12 protein-coding genes and 2 pseudogenes are annotated in these 17,687 nt (G+C 73.9%); 3 read left to right on the plus strand and 11 right to left on the minus strand.

Annotation, left to right across the window (positions count from 1 at the left end; genetic code table 11):
* Positions 1–253: 253 nt before the first annotated feature.
* Positions 254–2,158, minus strand: a complete 1,905-nt coding sequence (gene typA / locus ABT048_RS17010) for a translational GTPase TypA (RefSeq protein ID WP_350522172.1) — start codon at positions 2,156–2,158, stop codon at positions 254–256.
* A 286-nt stretch (positions 2,159–2,444) separates the two neighbouring features.
* On the opposite strand from typA, the pseudogene ABT048_RS17015 reads away from it, so the two are divergent.
* Positions 2,445–2,543: pseudogene (locus tag ABT048_RS17015) on the plus strand (alpha/beta fold hydrolase); the annotation flags it as partial.
* A gap of 27 nt (positions 2,544–2,570) precedes the next feature.
* Here the strand turns inward: ABT048_RS17015 and ABT048_RS17020 are convergent.
* The 7 genes from ABT048_RS17020 to ABT048_RS17050 form a co-directional block, all read right to left on the minus strand.
* Positions 2,571–4,358, minus strand: coding sequence for an ABC transporter family substrate-binding protein (locus ABT048_RS17020; RefSeq protein ID WP_350522173.1), 1,788 nt, complete (start codon positions 4,356–4,358; stop codon positions 2,571–2,573).
* A gap of 135 nt (positions 4,359–4,493) precedes the next feature.
* Positions 4,494–7,103 carry a SpoIIE family protein phosphatase gene (locus ABT048_RS17025; RefSeq protein ID WP_502894022.1) on the minus strand — a complete coding sequence of 870 codons (2,610 nt, stop codon included), beginning with the start codon at positions 7,101–7,103 and terminating at the stop codon, positions 4,494–4,496.
* 238 nt (positions 7,104–7,341) lie between these two features.
* On the minus strand, positions 7,342–10,086 hold the full coding sequence (locus ABT048_RS17030; protein WP_350522174.1) for a SpoIIE family protein phosphatase: 2,745 nt from the start codon (positions 10,084–10,086) through the stop codon (positions 7,342–7,344).
* Between the two features lie 139 nt (positions 10,087–10,225).
* A complete protein-coding gene (locus ABT048_RS17035) occupies positions 10,226–10,738 on the minus strand; it encodes a (deoxy)nucleoside triphosphate pyrophosphohydrolase (protein ID WP_350522175.1) in 513 nt (170 codons plus the stop codon).
* An 18-nt stretch (positions 10,739–10,756) separates the two neighbouring features.
* Positions 10,757–10,954: an SPOR domain-containing protein gene (locus tag ABT048_RS17040; protein WP_350522176.1), complete on the minus strand. Its 198-nt coding sequence runs from the start codon at positions 10,952–10,954 to the stop codon at positions 10,757–10,759.
* Between the two features lie 224 nt (positions 10,955–11,178).
* On the minus strand, positions 11,179–12,567 hold the full coding sequence (locus tag ABT048_RS17045) for a DUF4190 domain-containing protein (RefSeq protein ID WP_350522177.1): 1,389 nt from the start codon (positions 12,565–12,567) through the stop codon (positions 11,179–11,181).
* Between the two features lie 287 nt (positions 12,568–12,854).
* The gene (locus ABT048_RS17050) at positions 12,855–13,673 is read right to left on the minus strand and encodes a methyltransferase domain-containing protein (protein ID WP_350522178.1); all 819 of its coding nucleotides are present in this window, start codon (positions 13,671–13,673) and stop codon (positions 12,855–12,857) included.
* 164 nt (positions 13,674–13,837) lie between these two features.
* On the opposite strand from ABT048_RS17050, the pseudogene ABT048_RS17055 reads away from it, so the two are divergent.
* Both ABT048_RS17055 and ABT048_RS17060 read left to right on the plus strand, forming a co-directional pair.
* Positions 13,838–14,979, plus strand: a pseudogene (locus ABT048_RS17055) (dihydrofolate reductase family protein).
* A 58-nt stretch (positions 14,980–15,037) separates the two neighbouring features.
* Entirely contained in the window at positions 15,038–15,712 is a 675-nt protein-coding gene (locus ABT048_RS17060; protein WP_350522179.1) for an HAD-IA family hydrolase, read from the plus strand.
* A gap of 107 nt (positions 15,713–15,819) precedes the next feature.
* On the opposite strand, the gene ABT048_RS17065 is transcribed toward ABT048_RS17060, so the two are convergent.
* From ABT048_RS17065 to ychF, 3 genes are all read right to left on the minus strand, one after another.
* Positions 15,820–16,074, minus strand: coding sequence for a Txe/YoeB family addiction module toxin (locus tag ABT048_RS17065; RefSeq protein WP_350522180.1), 255 nt, complete (start codon positions 16,072–16,074; stop codon positions 15,820–15,822).
* A complete protein-coding gene (locus tag ABT048_RS17070; RefSeq protein WP_329927349.1) occupies positions 16,071–16,352 on the minus strand; it encodes a type II toxin-antitoxin system Phd/YefM family antitoxin in 282 nt (93 codons plus the stop codon). Before ABT048_RS17070 ends, ABT048_RS17065 begins: the two co-directional genes overlap by 4 nt.
* Before the next feature lie 198 nt (positions 16,353–16,550).
* On the minus strand, positions 16,551–17,624 hold the full coding sequence (gene ychF, locus ABT048_RS17075; protein WP_350522181.1) for a redox-regulated ATPase YchF: 1,074 nt from the start codon (positions 17,622–17,624) through the stop codon (positions 16,551–16,553).
* Positions 17,625–17,687 lie beyond the last annotated feature (63 nt).

A 17,687-nucleotide genomic window follows, 5' to 3' on the forward strand; every position in this document is an offset into this window, starting at 1 on the left:
GATCTCAATTAGGTCACATGAACAGTCGGTAAGTTTCGAAAACCGGACATTTGAGACATAGCCAGACAGGTACCAAACGGACAGTCGTCATGCATGACGAACCGTCGCGTCCGCTCAGCGGACACCCGGGTGTGATGAGCGTTATTCGGTTAATACCGGCCCCGACAACTTGGAGTAGTTGAAAAAGTTCGCCCCCCTCTCCATTGGAAAGGGGGGCGAAACATTCCGGCCAATGGCCGTCAGTGCGTCCTGATCACGCCTTCTTGGCGCGCGAGGCAGTGCGTCCGCGGTCCTTCTGGTCCAGGACGACCTTACGGATGCGAACCGTCTCCGGGGTCACCTCGATGCACTCGTCCTCGCGGCAGAACTCCAGCGACTGCTCCAGCGAGAGCTTGCGCGGCGGGACGATCGACTCGGCCACGTCGGCGGTCGAGGACCGCATGTTGGTGAGCTTCTTCTCCTTGGTGATGTTCACGTCCATGTCGTCGGAGCGCGAGTTCTCACCGACGATCATGCCCTCGTACACCTCGGTGCCCGGCTCGCAGAAGAGCACGCCGCGCTCCTGCAGGTTGGTCATCGCGAAGGCGGTCACCACGCCGGCCCGGTCGGCGACCAGGGAGCCGTTGTTGCGGGTGGTCAGGGTGCCGAACCACGGCTCGTGGCCCTCGTGGATCGAGTGGGCGATGCCGGTGCCGCGGGTGTTGGTCAGGAACTCCGTGCGGAAGCCGATCAGGCCGCGGGACGGCACGACGAACTCCATCCGGACCCAGCCCGAGCCGTGGTTGGACATGTTGTCCATCCGGCCCTTGCGGATGCCCATGAGCTGCGTGACGGCGCCCATGTGCTCCTCCGGCACGTCCACGGTGAGGCGCTCGACCGGCTCGTGGGTCTTGCCGTTGACCTCCTTGGTGACCACCTGCGGCTTGCCGACGGTCAGCTCGAAGCCCTCGCGGCGCATGGTCTCGATGAGGATGGCCAGCGCCAGCTCACCACGGCCCTGCACCTCCCAGGCGTCCGGGCGCTCGGTGTCCAGGACGCGCAGCGAGACGTTACCGATCAGCTCGCGGTCCAGGCGGTCCTTCACCTGGCGGGCGGTGACCTTGCGGTCCACCTTGCCGCTGGACTTGGCGTCCGCGCCCTTGCCGCTGCCGCCACGGCCGACCAGCGGCGAGGTGTTGGTGCCGATGGTCATCGAGATGGCCGGCTCGTCCACCGTGATCAGCGGCAGCGCGATCGGGTTCTCCGGGTCGGCGAGGGTCTCGCCGATCATGATGTCGGAGATGCCGGCGACGGCGCAGATGTCACCGGGGCCCGCCACCTCGGCCGGCTTGCGGGTGAGCGCCTCGGTCATCAGCAGCTCGGAGATGCGGACGTTCGAGATGCTGCCGTCGCGCTTGATCCAGGCCACGGTCTGGCCCTTGCGCAGCTCGCCCTGCTCGACGCGCAGCAGCGCGATGCGGCCGAGGAAGTTGTCGGCGTCCAGGTTGGTGACGTGGGCCTGCAGCGGCGCGTCCGCGTCGTAGCTCGGCGCCGGGACGTGCTCCAGCAGGGTGGAGAAGAACGGCTCCAGGCTGGTGCTGTCCGCCGGGACGGTGCCGTTCTCCGGCTTGGTCAGCGAGGCGACGCCGTCACGGGCACAGGCGTAGACGATCGGGAACTCGATCTGGTCCTCGTCCGCGTCCAGGTCCAGGAACAGGTCGTAGGTCTCGTTGATGACCTCGTCGATCCGGGAGTCCGGGCGGTCGGTCTTGTTGATGCAGAGGATGACGGGCAGCCGCGCCGTGAGCGCCTTGCGCAGCACGAAGCGGGTCTGCGGCAGCGGACCCTCGGAGGCGTCGACCAGCAGGACGACCGCGTCCACCATCGACAGACCGCGCTCGACCTCGCCACCGAAGTCGGCGTGGCCCGGGGTGTCGATGATGTTGATGGTGATCGGCGCGCCACCGTCCTTGGGGTGGTACTTGACCGCGGTGTTCTTCGCGAGAATGGTGATGCCCTTCTCGCGCTCCAGGTCGTTCGAGTCCATCATGCGGTCGTCGAGCTGCTGGTGGGCGGCGAAGGCGCCGGCCTGCTTCAGCATGGCGTCGACCAGCGTGGTCTTGCCGTGGTCGACGTGGGCGACGATGGCGACGTTACGGATGTCGTTGCGCGTGGGCATGCCTTGCGGATTCTCCCGGAATCGTGGGTTGCGGCGCCCGGCTGCGTGACGCGCACTTGCGATCCCTGTCGATCGCCGCCGCCCGTTCCGCCTGCTACTACCGGTCCACCCGCCGGGCACATGGACATGCCTCGGCTTCCTCCTATCGTACGGGGAAGGGCCCAGGTGGGCGGAAACGAGCAGGTCGGGCGGGACCAAGATCACAGGTGGGTCACGCGCTCTTCACCCGGCGGCCGCACTCCGAGAGTCCGCCGTTCGTGATCCAGCGGCCCAGTGCCCCGTTGCCGAGCTGATCCCGCGGGCCCGCCACCTGGCCGACTTCGACGATCCCGCGGCCTTCACCGCCGCACTGTGCCGCTTCGCCCGGGAGCTGGGCCCGTCCTGAGGAGGGCCGTACTGAGGGGCCCCGTCCTCAGGAGCCCGTCCACCCCACGTCCTGGAAGCGCGGCCAGCCGTAGCCGAACGCTCCGGCGCCCGCCACGCCCTCCCGGACTCCGACCAGCTCCGGCCGCTGGTACAGCGGCACCGAGTGCCCGAGCTGCCAGATCCGTACGTCCGCCTCCTGCAGCAGGTCCAGCCGGGCCGCCGGGTCCGGTTCGGCGGACGCCCGGTCGAACAGCCGGTCGATCTCCTCGGTGCCACTGCGGCCGTAGTTGCTCCCGGCGTCGAGTGCGCCGTCGGGGCCGGGCCGGGGCTTGGCGTAGGCGGGGCGCTGCTCGCTCGCCGGGCTGGGCCCGGCCGGCCAGGAGAAGAGCGCGAGGTCGTAGTCCCCGACGGCCAGGTGGTCCGGGACGAAGGTCTCGGCGGGCGCCGTCACCGGCTTCAGGGCGATCCCGTACTCCGCGAGGTCGGCGGTGAGCGCATCGGCGGTGCGCCTGGCGGTCGCCGAGCCGGCCGGGACGAGCAGGGTGAGGGCGAGCTGCTTCCCGTCCTTGGTGCGGGTGCCCCGGCCGGCGGGCCGCTTCCAGCCCGCCGCGTCCAGTGCCCGGGCCGGGTCCTGCGGGCCGGCCGCGGCGCTGTTGTCCCGGTAGCCCTCCTGGTCCCCGGCGAGCAGGTGGTTGCCGAGCGGAGCGGCGGGCAGGCCGAGCGGGGTGAGCGCGGCGTCGGCGATCCGCCGCCGGTCGACGGCCCCGGCGAGGGCGCGCCGCACGGCCGGGTCGGTGAGCGGACCGCGGGCGGCGTTGACGGTGAGCTGGGTCAGCGAGGCCGCGGCCGCCCGGTGCACGGTGACGCCGGGCAGCGACTCGGCCCGCCGCAGCGCCGACGCCGCCGCCTCGGGAGCCGCGGCGGGCGGTGCCGCCGCCGGAGCGGACGCGGCGGGGCTCGGCACCGCCCGGTCCACCGCCGCGGTGAGCAGGGCGATGTCCAGCTTGTCCTGGTCGAGCGCGTCCAGCCGCTGCTCGGGCGGCACGGCGAGGAAGTCGATCCGGTCGGTCTTGGGCACGTCGCCCCACCAGAGCGGGTTGCGCGTCATGGTGACCCGCCCGCCCCCGGCGTCGTACCGGGAGAGGGTGTACGGCCCGGCGCTCGGGTGGCCGCCGTCGGTCAGCGCCCGGTTGAAGGCGGCCGGGGTGCCGGTCTCGGCCGCCGGGTAGAGCGGCCCGAACAGCGAGCGCCACTCGGCGTACGGCCGCCGGAAGGTGACCCGCACCTCGTGCGGGTCCTCGCCCCGGGCGACCGAGTCGATGGCCTCGTACCCGGCCGGGTGCGCCCCCCGGTAGGACGGGTCCAGCCCGGAGAGGGCGGCCCGCTGGGCGGCGAGGTCGGCGGCCGAGAGCGGCGTGCCGTCGCTCCAGACGGCGTGCGGGTTGAGCCGGTAGGTGACCACCTGCGGCAGCTGCCCGGGCGGGGTGGACTCCGCGCCCGCCAGGTAGTCCGGGTCGGGCACCAGCCGGCCGTGCTCGTCGGGGCGGAACAGCGAGGGGTACAGCGCATGGGCGAGCAGCGCCGAGTCGGCGGTCGCCGCGCCCTGGTAGACGTTCAGCGTGGTCGGGACGCCGTCCATCGCCCAGCGCAGCGTGCCGCCGCCCCGGACGTCGGTGCGGTCGGCGGCCCGGACGTCACCGGTGGTCGCGGTGGGATCGGCCGAGACCGGGGCGGGGGCCGGGGTACGGCCGGGGTCGGGGTCGTCGGAGCAGCCGCCGAGACCGGCGGCGAGCAGCAGCGCGGCGGCTGCGGCGGTGAGCTGGCGGACGCGCATGGCGGCCATCGAACGCCGCCCGCGCGGCCCGGCCCGCGCCGACACGGCGGACCGGGGGCGACTGCACCCTTACGGCCCAACCCTTGCGGCCCGACCCTTACGGCCGGGCCGTCCCCGGTGGGGTTCCCGATCCGGCTAGAGCGCCAGCTCGAACCAGACGATCTTGCCCTTCGGCGTGCGCCGGCTGCCCCAGCGCTCGGCCAGCAGACTGACCAGCTGCAGGCCGCGCCCGCCCTCGTCGGTCTCCTGGGCGCGCCGCTGCCGGGGCTGGGCGTAGCCGTCGTCCCAGACCTCGCAGACCAGGCCGCGCTCGCGCAGCAGCCGCAGCCGGATCTCGCCGCGCCCGTGCTTGAGCGCGTTGGTGACCAGCTCGCTGACCAGCAGCTCGGTGGTGTCGACCAGCTCCTCCAGCCCCCGGGTCAGCAGCCAGCTGCAGGCCAGCTCGCGGGCCTTGGCGACGGAGGTGGGCTCGGGCGGCAGGAACCAGTTGCCGACGGCGTCCTCGGGGAACGCGTGCACCTTGGCCATCAGCAGGGCGATGTCGTCCTCGCCGTGGTGCGGGTTGAGCTCGCCGAGCACGTGGTCGCAGAGGTCCTCCAGGCCCTTGCCCTCGACGGAGAGCGCCGAGCGGAAGGCCCGCAGGCCCTCGTCCAGCTGGTGCTTGCGGCTCTCCACCAGGCCGTCGGTGTAGAGGCCGAGCACGGCGCCGTCCGGGAGGACGATCTCGACCTCCTCGAAGGGCTCGCCGCCGACGCCGAGCGGCAGGCCGGGCGGTACGTCGAGCATCCGGGCGCTCTCGCCGGGGCTGAGCAGCACCGGCGGCAGGTGGCCGGCGTTGGCGAAGATGCAGCGGCGGGTGACGGCGTCGTAGACGGCGTAGACGCAGGTCGCCAGGTAGACCTCGCGCGCCTCCTCGTCGGCCGTCGAGGTGAGCCGGCCGTACGGGGTGGGCGGGCCGGCCGGGACGGAGTCGTCGCCGAGGCCGCGGGCGATCTCGTCCAGGGCGGTGAGCACCTCGGCGGGGTCGAGGTCGAGCATGGCCAGGGTGCGGACGGCGGTGCGCAGCTGCCCCATGGCGACGGCGGCGCGCAGGCCGCGGCCCATCACGTCGCCGATGACCAGCGCGGTGCGATTGCCGGGCAGCGGGATGACGTCGAACCAGTCGCCGCCGACCTCGGTGTTGTTGTTGCTGGGCAGGTAGCGGCAGGCGATCTCCAGGCCGCTGGCGGCCGGGTTGCCGGGGGGCAGCAGGCTGCGCTGGAGGATCAGCGCGCGCTCGTGCTCGCGGCGGTAGAGCCGGGCGTTGTCGATGCAGACGGCGGCGCGGGCGACGAGCTCCTCGGCGATCGCGACGTCGCGGGCGTCGAAGGGCTCGCTGCCGATCGCGCGGGAGAGCTGGACGAGGCCGAGCACCTGGTCGCGGGCGACCAGCGGGACGATCAGCGTGGAGCGCAGCAGCGGGTCGGGCCCGGGGTCGGGGACGACGCTGCGGCCGGTGCGCAGCGCCCGGGCGTGCGGGGAGCGGCGCGGGTAACAGAGGGTGCCGCCGGCCTCGGCGATGGGCAGGCCGGTGACCGAGCCGAGCACCGAGGAGGCGCCGCCGACCACACTGGAGACGGCGACCCGGCGCAGTTCGCCGCTGCCGTCGGTGAGCACGGTGTCGCCGAGCCGGCCGGCGCTGGGAACGGTCTCGCCGGACAGCAGCGCGGTGTAGAGGTCGACGGTGGCGAGGTCGCAGAACGGCGGGACGACGACGTCCAGCAGCTCCTTGGCGGTGGTCTCCAGGTCGAGCGTGGAGCCGATGTGGGCGCTGGCCTCGTTGAGCAGGGCGAGGTTGCGGCGCACACCGTCGGCCTCGCGCTCGGCGACGTGCCGGCTGGTGACGTCGGAGACCTGCCCGGCCACGCCCATCGGCTGCCCGGCGGCGCCGTTCAGGCGGTACAGCGAGACGGCCCAGAGCCGGTTGCCGTCGCGGGTCGGGACGGCCCCGTGGAAGCGCAGGTCGAAGACGGGCTCGCCGGTGGCGAGGACCTTGCGCAGGGCGGCGGTGAGCCGGTCGGCCTCGGACGGCGGGAAGAGGTCGTGCGGGGTGAGGCCTTCGAGGTCGGTGGGGACCAGGCCCATGCCGGAGGCGAAGGCGTCGTTGACCCGCTGCAGGCGCAGCCGGTCGTCGAACAGCACGAAGCCGGTGGGGGTCTGCCCGAAGACGGCCTCGGAGGCGGCGAGGTCGGTCTCGATCCGGCGCAGCCGACCGAGGTCGACGGCCAGGCAGGTGGCGCCCGCGGTGGGCAGGGCGCTGTCGGGCATCAGGTACAGCTCGGCCAGGCCCTCGCCGCCGCCGGCCTCCCGGTACGGGGTGGTGCCGACCCACTCCTCGCCGGCCAGGGTGCGCTCCAGCCGGGCGCGGCCGCGCTGCCAGAGCTCGCGGGGGACGAACGTGGTGATCGGGTCGGCGCCGACGGCGTCGGCGGCCGGGACGCCGAAGAACTCGGCGGCGCGCTCGCTCCACTGGCTGATCCGCCCGTCCGGGCCGATCGCGAAGGTCGCGACCCGGATGTAGTCGTAGATCGTGCCGGGGTCGCCAGCGCCCCACGGCCGCGCCTCGGCGACGGGGTGGGCGCCGCGGCTCGCGGTGTCGCCGTCCGGCCGGGTCGCCGGTACGGGCAGGTGCGACGAACCGGCCTGCCCGGGTACAGCGGCATGACCGCTGCTGATCGGCGCGCTCCGCGCCGGAGTGCTGTTCAACGGACCGACCCCTCCAACCCGCGACCGTCCGGATGTCGAGAAGACCGAGTATTCATCATCAAGGGGTGCGTTCACACGCCCTCAACATCACAACATCAGATCGGGCGAAGGTTTTTGTCCTACCGCCCGCGCAACCACAATGCCACGCTCGCGCCCCCTTCCGGGGCGCGCGCTCCCCCCGGGCCCCCGATGGCATATGCGGCACCGCTCTCCTGTCTCCGTCCGGCGTTCGATCGAGTCACGCCTCGTCGGGCTCATTACCCGGCAGCGCCTGCTCGAACCAGACCACCTTGCCGATCCCCTCGGCCCGGGCGCCCCAGCGCAGTGCCAGCCGGCGGACCAGCTCCAGGCCCCGGCCGCCCTCGTCGGCCTCGGCCGCGTGCCGCTCCCGGGGCGGGTCGGGCAGCGGGTCGGAGATCTCGACCAGCAGCGTCTCGCCGAGCGTCAGCCGCACCCCGATCGGGGCGCTGGCGTACCGGACGGCGTTCGTGACCAGCTCGCTGACCAGCAGCTCGGCGGTGTCGGTGAGCGCCTCCACGCCCCACTCGGCGAGCGCGGCGCGGACCAGCCGACGCGCCCGGGAGACGGCGGTGGGCTCGGCCGGCAGGGTCCAGCCCGCCGTCGGGGTGCCGGCCTGGCCGTGCCCCAGCCGGGCCAGCAGCAGCGCCACGTCGTCCGGCTCGCGGCCCTGCTCCATGGTGTCGAGCACCGCCTCGCAGGCGGCCTGGATGGAGGCGTGCGGCTCCTGGAGGACGGTGAGCAGCCGGCCGAGGCCGACGTCCAGGTCCTTGTCCCGGGACTCGACCAGGCCGTCGGTGCACAGCGCGAGCAGGCTGCCCTCGGGGATCTTCAGTTCGACCGATTCGAACGGGACTCCGCCCACGCCGAGCGGGGCGCCGGAGGGCAGGTCGAGGATCCGGCCGGCGCCGCCGGGCAGCGGGCTGCCGTTGCGGGTGGGCTCCTCGCTCTCCTGTCCCGGCACCACCAGCACCGGCGGGATGTGCCCGGCCTTGGCGACGGTCAGCCGGGCGGTCGCCGGGTCGAAGACCGCGTAGACGCAGGTGGCGAGCAGCGCCTCGTCCGGGCCCTGGGCGAGGTCGTCGGCCAGCTCGTGGACGTGCCGCAGCAGGACGTCCGGCGGCAGGTCGAGGGCGGCCAGCACCCGGACGGCGGTGCGCAGCCGGCCCATGGTGGCGGCGGCCCGCAGGCCGTGGCCCATCACGTCGCCGACCACCAGCGCGGTGCGGTCGCCGGGCAGCGGGATGACGTCGAACCAGTCGCCGCCGACCTCGGTGCCGCTGCTGCCGGGCACGTACCGGTAGGCGACCTCGACGCCGGTGGGCTGCGGGACCTGCTGCGGGAGCAGGGTGCGCTGGAGGGTGAGCGCGGCGGTGCGCTCGCGGGCGTAGAGGCGGGCGTTGTCCAACGAGCTGCCGGCCCGGTCGGCGAGCTCGACGGTGAAGGCCAGGTCGTCCCGGTCGAAGGCCTCCCGGTAGCCGGCCCGGCTGACCTGCAGCAGGCCGATCACGATGCCGCGGGCGCGCAGCGGGACGACCAGCATCGAGTGCACCCCGAGGTCCCGGGCGGCCTGCATCTTGGGGTCGCCCGGGTAGGTGACGTCGTCCAGCTGCTCGGCCCCGGAGAGCAGCTCGGGCACGCCGGTGCGCAGCACCCGGCCGCAGGCGGAGTCCTCGGAGAAGGTGATCCGGGCGCCGCGGCGCAGCATCACGTCCACCTCGGGGCCGTCCTGGACGGAGGCGGTGCCGAGCTGGAGCAGCGAGGTGCGGCGGTCGTGGCCGTGCCGGGGCAGGTCGTCGCCGTGCGCGACGGCCTGGAGCAGGATCACCGCCGAGTGGTCGGTGAGCCGGGGGACGACCGAGCTGGCCAGCTCCTGGGCGATCCGGGAGGCGTCCAGCAGGTCGCCCACCCGGGAGCCGAACTCGTTGAGCAGCGAGAGCCGGCGCCGGGCGTGCTCGACCTTGGCGACCGCCCGGTAGCGCTCGGTCACGTCCATCACCGTGCCGGAGATGCCGAGCACCCGGCCGGAGCGGTCGGTCATCCGGCTGTAGGAGATCGACCGGTAGCCGGCCCGGGTGGTGACCGGGGAGGCCAGGGTGACGTCGATGACCGGCTCGCCGGTGGCCAGCACCTGGCGCTGGATGGCGGTGATCTCGTCGGCGGCCCGCTCGGGCAGGGTCTCGCCGGTGGTGCGGCCGACGTGGTCCTCCAGGGCGACGCCGTTCATCTCGGCGAGGGTCTGGTTGACCGCGGTGTAGCGCAGGTCGGTGTCCAGGATGGCGATGCCCAGCGGAGACTGCTCGAACAGCGCGTCGCGCACCGCGAGGTCCCGCTCGACGGCCCCCACGGCGGCCGACTCGGCCATGCTGACCTGCAGGAACGGGGTGCCGTCGCCGTCCACCAGGAGGGAGATCCGGGCCTCCACGGCGACCGGCACGCCCTCCCGGTCGCGCAGCTCCGCGTAGCCGGCCCAGCGGCCGTGCCGCAGGGTGTCCTGGACCGCCGCCCGGACCCGGACGACCTGCTCCTGGTCGGGGATCAGCTCGTCGATCCGGCGGCCGACCAGCAGCTCGTTCGGCCAGCCGAGCAGTTCCTCGGCGGCGGGGCTCCAGAGCACCACCCGGCCCGCGGTGTCCAGGATCGCGATGGCGACCTTGAGCATGTCGAGCAGGCCGCCCCCGGGCGGCGCGCCGAGCGCGTTCGGGGCGTCACCGGGACCGCCGGGGAACGGCCGGCCGGGGCGGCTGCGCAGTCCGGAGCGGGCGCCCGGTTCGGGCAGGGCCAGGGTCGGCGCCGGCTGGGCCGGCCGCTCGGTGTCGGGAGCGGCGACGGGACCGCGGCGGCGGCCGACCGGCGGCTGGGGGGCGGTCGGACGGGCGGCGCGGCGCAGCCGGGCGCGGGCGGCCGCGCTGCCCGCAGTTCCTGCCCGCCGCTCTCCCCCGCCGCCGTTCCCGGTACTCGACACCGACGGGGCCTCCGGCTCTGGTCGGGATCGGCGTCGCCGGCTGGGGGCGGCTCACCGATGGTGACGAATAGTGCCGAAAAGTGACATACCCAGCAGAACCCAGGCTATCCCGGTCGCCGGGTCGTCTTGTCCGATTGACCTACCCGGCGGACTGCGCGTCGTCCGCCGCCCCCGGCTCCGCGAGCAGCCGGGCGACGTACGGCAACACGTCGCGGTCGTGGTCGATCCAGTCCACCGCGTCCAGCTCGTCCGGGCCCAGCCAGCGCAGCGCGTCGTGGTCCTGCAGCGCGCGCGGCTCACCGGCCAGCAGTTCGGCCGCCCAGAAGCGCAACTCCAGGCCGGGGCGCACGGCCCACGCGCCGGGCAGCCGGGTCAGCGCGCGCGCCCGGACACCCAGTTCCTCCCGCAGCTCGCGTTCCAACGCCTGCGCCTCGGTCTCGCCCGGCTCGGCCTTCCCGCCGGGGAACTCCCACCGTCCGGCCACCGCCGCGGGCGCGCTGCGCCGGGCCGCGAGCACCCGGCCGTCACGGACCAGTGCGCCGCCGACCACGATCCGAAGCTCGGCGGGGCCGTCGGCCGGGCGCTCCGTGGGGCTGCCGGCGGGACGGTCGGTGGAGCGGTCGGTGGGGTGCGGGGCGTGCGGGGCGTCCATGGCCCCGACCCTACGGCCTCAGGCGTTCCGGACGGCGCCGTTCCCGTGCTCGGCCGGCCCGGCCGCGGACCCGGTCGTCTCGACCCAGTACAGCTGCTTGTGGCCGCGGGCCTCGAACTCGGCGGCCAGCCGCTCGGCCGCTGCGCCGTCCAGGCCGTCGGCGACCAGGAAGCGGTTGCCGTTGTCGTCCTGCCGCATCACCCGGTAGGTGCCCATGGCGCGAGGGTATCCGGCGTCCGCCGCCGCCTCCAGTGGCCTCCGGCGGCCGGTCCGAGCGCCGTGGCCGGCCGGATGCCGTCGTGGCCGCTCGGCCGGCCGGACGCCGTCGTGCCCCCGGCTCGCGTGGGGGTCGGGCCGGGGGCACACCCGCGACGCTACGCGCCGTTCGCTACCGGCAGGTATGGACGTTGTTAACGGCCGGTAACCTCGTGCGCGCAGGCTCAGACCCGCAGGTCGGGCACCTGCTCGCCGGTGGACAGGCCCAGCGCGCGGCGGATGTCCACGCTCATCGGCACCGTCTTGGCCACCAGCGCCTTGGCCCGACGGATGCCGCCCTCCAGGTCGTCGGCGGAGGCCGCGGAGTCCCACGCGGGGGCCGCCTGGGACTGCGCCTCGACCAGCTTGGCGATCTTCGGCCGGACGTCGGCCGGCCAGTCCGTCGTCGGCGCGCCGAGCACGGCGGCCTCGGTCCGGGAGGCGACGGCCATCCGGCGGGCCCAGCTCCGGTAGTCGGCCCCGGCCTCGGAGACCTCCTGCTTCGGCTGCTCCAGGTAGGCGTCGTTGAAGACCCGGACCGCCTCCAGGTAGGCCAGTTGAGGCGCGGTCAGGCGGCTCCGGTCGGTGCGGACGGTGCCCCGGTGCTGGTCGTCGCGGTCCTCGAAGGCGCAGGTGGCGTAGCGCTCGCCGGCCGCCCAGTTGTTCGCGGTCGGGTAGAGGTAGACGTCGTCCATGCCGTCCGGGACGGCCCACTGGTCGAGCGCGTAGTCGTCCATGACCTTGCGGCACAGCCGGGCGGCCGACTCGCGGACCTCGCTCTCGCCCGGGTAGGCGCCGCTGCCCGTGGGGAACGGGACCGTTCCGGCCACCTCGCCGTGGTGCGGCTCGGCGCAGGCCACCCGGTTCACCCAGTACACCGTCTCGTCGCCGTCGGTGCCGGTCACCGATCCCCCGGCGGGGGAGTCGTAGCAGTCGCCGGTCTTGAGGTCGGACCAGTGGACGGAGCCGGCCGGGGCCTTCGGCGCGTGGGCGAACCGGCCGCCGCCGGCACCGCTGAAGTTCCCCGCCCCCAGCAGCAGCGAGAGCAGGAGCGTGCCGATCGTGCCCAGCACGACACCGGCCACCGCCAGGCCGAACCCGCGCTCCTTGCGGCGGTTGATCTGGACCAGCGCCACGATGCCGAACACCAGGGCCACCGGCGCCACCATGACCAGACCGGTCACCAGGGAGCCGACCGCGAACCCGTTGGTGGGCGCCGGACCGGCGGGCTGCGGGTACGGCTGGTCGGGCCGGAAGCCGGCCTGGGCGGAGGGTGTGACGGAGGCCCAGCCGCCGGCGGGCAGCGGATGCGGCGGCTGGGGCGGGGCGGCGGACGGCAGCGGGACGGGCTGCGGGTGCCCGACGACGGGCGGGGCGGGGGCGACAGGGGCGGCGGGGGCGAGGTCGGGCGCGGCCCAGGGGTCGGCGGGGGCGGGCGGCGGCACGGCGCCCGCGAGGGGGGCGGGCGCGGGCGCGGGCGCGAGGGGGGTGGGCGCGGGGTCCGCCGGGGTGGCCTCGGGCTCGGGGTGCACCGGGGCGGCCTCGGGCTCGTCGGCCTCCTTGCGGAAGTCCACCCGGGGGTCCTGACCCGTCGTCGGAGCCGCACCCGTCCCAGCGTCCACCCCCGTCCCAGCGTCCGTGCCCGCGTCCGGCCCGGTCCGCGCGGGCGTCTCCGGCCCAGGGGCGGACGGCTCGGACTCAGGCTTGGACACGTGGACTCCCCCAACCCGCCGGAGCGGGCATCGGCTCGGCGTTCGGCACCATGGCACGGACCCCCTGACGGGCCCGATGTGAACGGTCGCGCGACTTTACCCGATCTTTCCGAACACCTGCCCGCCCCGGCCGGACCCCTGTCGGGCACTCAGCCGCGGGCCAGGACCTCGCCGTGCAGCATCGAGAACCAGCCGTCCTCCGCGGCGCTCCACTCCCGCCAGCCGGCCGCGATCCGCCGCAGTTCGTCCGGCTCCGCGTAGCCCCGCTCGACCGCCGTCCGGCCCAGCGCGGTGCCGGTGACCCGGTCCGCCCACATGCCGCCCCACCAGGCGCGCCGCTCGGGCGTCGCGTACGTCCAGGTGCCGGCGCTCGCGGTGACGTCCGCGAAACCCGCCGCGCGGGCCCAGGACAGCAGCCGTCGGCCCGCGTCCGGCTCACCGCCGTTGGCGCGGGCGGTGCGCCGGTACAGCTCCAGCCAGCGGTCCAGCTCGGGCACCTCGGGGAACCAGGTCATCGAGGCGTAGTCGACGTCCCGGGCCGCCACCACCCCGCCGGGGACCGTCACCCGCCGCATCTCGCGCAGCGCGGCCACCGGGTCGGCCACGTGCTGCAGCACCTGGTGGGCGTGCACGACGTCGAACCCGCCGTCCCGGAAGGGCAGTCGGTGCACATCGGCCTGCTCGAAGACCACGTTCGACAGGCCGCGTGCGGCCACGTACCCGGCGGCCTGCTCCAGCACCTCGGCGGAGGTGTCCACCGCCACCACCCGGCCGTTCGGGCCGACCAGCTCGGCCAGGTCGGCGGTGATCGTGCCGGGCCCGCAGCCGATGTCCAACAGGGCCTGCCCCGGCCGCAGTTCGGCCAGCAGGTAGGCGGCCGAATCGGCGGCGGTACGGGAGCGGTGCGAGCGCAGCACGGCCTCCTGGTGGCCGTGGGTGTAGACGGCGGAGGGCTGCGGTCCGGACATGGGATCCCCCTGGGGCGTGGTCGGCGTTCCGTTCTCCTCGATGGCTCGACGCTACTCCGCATCCCGCATGCCGAGAAGTTCCGTCTCACATTCCGGCCCGGTGGCATCCCGCCCGCACCCGCTCGCCGTACCGTGGAGGCGCCCCCGACAGAACGGTCCCGCCCATGCCCGGCCAGCGCCCCTTCGTCCTGCTGAGCGCCGCCGTGTCGCTCGACGGCCACCTCGACGACGCCTCCCCCGAGCGGCTGCTGCTGTCCAACGCCGCCGACTTCGACCGGGTGGACGAGGAGCGCGCGGCCGCCGACGCGATCCTGGTCGGCGGCAACACCCTGCGCGCCGACAACCCGCGACTGCTGGTCAACGACCCCGCGCGCCGGTCCGCCCGGCTGGCGGCGGGCCGGACGGAGCACCCGCTGAAGGTCACCCTCAGCGCGAGCGGCGACCTCGGCGCCGACCTGCGGTTCTGGCACACCGGCGGCGCCAAGCTCGCCTACACCACGGACGCCGGGGCGGCGGTCCTGCGCCCCCGGCTGGACGGGCGGGCCGAGGTGGTCGCGCTCGGCGGCGCGGTGGACCTCGGCGCGGTGCTGGACGACCTGGGCGCGCGCGGAGTGCGCCGGCTGATGGTCGAGGGCGGCGGGGGCGTGCACACCCAGTTCCTGGCCCTGGGCCTCGCGGACGAGCTGCAGCTGGCCGTCGCCCCGCTGCTGGTCGGCCAGGCCGAGGCGCCCCGGTTCGTCCGCCCGGCCGCCTTCCCGGGCGGCCCGGCCCGGCGGATGCGGCTGCTGGAGGCACGTACCGTGGGCGACGTCGTCCTGCTCAGGTACGCCCCGAAGGAGCCCGCGCCGTGAACCGCCCCGCGACCACCGACCTCGACCACCTGCGCCGGGCCGTCGAACTCTCCCGCCGCTGCCCGCCGTCCGAGACGGCGTTCTCGGTGGGCGCGGTGATCGTCGGCGCCGACGGCCGGGTGCTGGCGGAGGGCTACAGCCGGGAGACGGACCCGCACGACCACGCCGAGGAGGCGGCCCTGGCCAAGCTCCCGGCCGACGACCCCCGGCTGCGCGGGGCGACCGTCTACAGCTCGCTGGAGCCCTGCGGGCAGCGCGCCTCACGGCCGGTGCCGTGCGCCCGCCGGCTGATCGCGGCGGGTGTGCCGCGGGTGGTGGTCGCCTGGCGCGAGCCGGACCTCTTCGTCACCGACTGCCAGGGCACCGCCCTGCTGGAGGCGGCCGGGGTCGAGGTGGTGGAGCTTCCGGAGCTGGCCGAGGAGGCCCGCGCGGTCAACGCCCACCTGCTCGGTTGATCTTTTGTATCATCGAGGAACAAACAGCTGTCGTTCCGTTTCCGTCGAGGAGCCCCCCATGGAGCCCCCCATGCCCGCCGCCCCCACCCGGCTGACCGCCCGCGCCCTCCTCCTGGACATGGACGGCACCCTGGTCAACTCCGACGCCGTGGTCGAACGCTGGTGGAGCCGCTGGGCCGTGCAGAACGGCCTGGACCCGGCCGAGGTGCTCTCCGTCGCCCACGGCCGCCAGGGCCACGCCACCATGGCCGCCCTGCTGCCCGACCGCCCGGTCGAGGTCAACCTCGCCGAGAACGCGCGGATGCTCGACCACGAACGCGGCGACACCGACGGCGTCGTCCCGGTGCCCGGCGCCGCCGCCTTCCTCGCCTCGCTGGCCCGCCTCCCGCACGCCCTGGTGACCTCCGCCGACCAGCCGCTCGCCCGCGTCCGGATGGACGCCGCCGGGCTGCCGCTGCCGCCCGTCCTGATCACCGCCGAGTCCGTCGGTGCCAGCAAGCCGGACCCGGAGGGCTTCCTCAAGGGCGCCGCCGCCCTCGGCTTCGCGCCCGCCGACTGCCTCGCCTTCGAGGACTCCGGCGCCGGCATCGCCGCCGCGAAGGCGGCCGGCATCCGCGTCGTCGGCATCGGCCCCCGCGCCACCGCCCACCACCCGGACGCCCACGCCGACACCCTCACCGCGGTCACCGTCACGCCCGCCCCGGACGGCCTGCTCACCGTCACCGTCGGCTGACCACCCGCCGACGCCGGACCGCCCGCCCCCGTGCGCACGGGGGCGGGCGGTCCGATCACGCATCAGCCGTCACACGTTGAAGCGGAACAGCACGCCACGGCCGAGGATCAGTAGTGGTAGCGGGCCGCCAGGATGATGATTTCCCGGTCGGTGACCAGATAGACGAGGCGGTGCTCGTCATCGATCCGCCGCGACCAGACCCCCGGCAGGTGGTACTTCAGCGGCTCGGGCTTGCCGATCCCGGTGAACGGATCGCGCAGGACGTCCTCGATCAGCTTGTTGATCCTCGCGAGCATCTTGCGATCGTTCTTCAGCCAGGACGTGTAGTCCTCCCAGCCCTGCTCTTCGAAGACGAGCCTCACTCGACACCCCGCCCGGCATCAGCCGAGTCGGGGTCGATGAGCGTGCGCTCGGAGAGCCCTATACCGTTCAGCGCGTTGTCGTACGCCTTGAGCAGGCGACGCGCATTCGCCGGCGAACGCAGGAGGTACGAGCCCTCACGCAGGGCGGCGTAGTCCTCGGCCGAGACGAGCACGGCATTTCCGTGCTTGGACACGATCTCGATGGCGTCGTGATCCTCGTTGACCTTCTTGATCAACGGAAAGAGATCCCTGCGGGCCTCGCTCGCGGTGATGGACATGGCGCGTACCCCCTTCGGCGAGTGGTACCGAATAACGTACCACTCAGGCACGCTTCCGAGTGGGTCGGCGACCGTTGGGGACACCCGAAAGTCAGCACCAAGTCAGCACGGCAACGAGGAGAGGGCCGGACTCCGTGGAGTCCGGCCCTCTCCGACCTGCACACTTGCCACGTCACGTGGCATGCAGCAGTGGCGCGATCACACGTTGAAGCGGAACTCCACCACGTCGCCGTCCTGCATGACGTACTCCTTGCCCTCGATGCGGGCCTTGCCCTTGGAGCGGGCCTCGGCGATCGAGCCGGACTCGACGAGGTCGGCGAAGGAGATCACCTCGGCCTTGATGAAGCCCTTCTGGAAGTCGGTGTGGATGACACCGGCGGCCTCGGGGGCGGTGGCGCCCTTCTTGATGGTCCAGGCCCGGGTCTCCTTGGGGCCGGCCGTCAGGTAGGTCTGCAGGCCGAGGGTGTCGAAGCCGACCCGGGCGAGGGTGGCGAGGCCGGGCTCCTCCTGGCCCATGGACTGGAGGAGTTCGAGGGCCTCGGCGTCGTCCAGCTCGATCAGCTCGGACTCGATCTTGGCGTTGAGGAAGATCGCCTCGGCCGGGGCGACCAGCTCGCGCTGGGCGTTCTTGAAGTCCTCGTCGACCAGCTCGTCCTCGTCCACGTTGAAGACGTAGAGGAAGGGCTTGGCGGTCAGCAGGTGGAGCTCGCGGATCGGGGCGGTGTCGAAGCCGGCCTCGAAGAGGGTCTTGCCGGTCTCCAGGATCGCCTGCGCGGCCTCGGCGGCGGCCAGCACCGGGGCGGTGTCCTTCTTGAGGCGCGCCTCCTTCTGCAGCCGCGGCAGGACCTTCTCGATGGTCTGGAGGTCGGCCAGGATCAGCTCGGTGTGGATGGTCTCGATGTCGTCCTTGGGCGACACCTTGCCGTCCACGTGCACCACGTCCGGGTCGGTGAAGGCGCGCACGACCTGGCAGATCGCGTCCGACTCACGGATGTTGGCGAGGAACTTGTTGCCCAGGCCCTCGCCCTCGCTGGCGCCGCGCACGATGCCGGCGATGTCGACGAAGTCGACGGTCGCCGGGAGGATGCGCTGGGAGCCGAAGATCCCGGCGAGCTTGGCCAGCCGCTCGTCCGGGACGCCGACCACGCCCACGTTCGGCTCGATGGTGGCGAACGGGTAGTTGGCCGCCAGCACGTCGTTCTTGGTCAGGGCGTTGAACAGGGTCGACTTGCCGACGTTCGGCAGGCCGACGATTCCGATCGTGAGCGACATGAAGCGCAGTCCCGTGGGCTTGGAGGAGTTGGGTCGGCACCGTACGGGCCGACCCCCAAGTCT

Source organism: Kitasatospora sp. NPDC096140 (genome assembly GCF_040303045.1).
Classification (GTDB): domain Bacteria; phylum Actinomycetota; class Actinomycetes; order Streptomycetales; family Streptomycetaceae; genus Kitasatospora.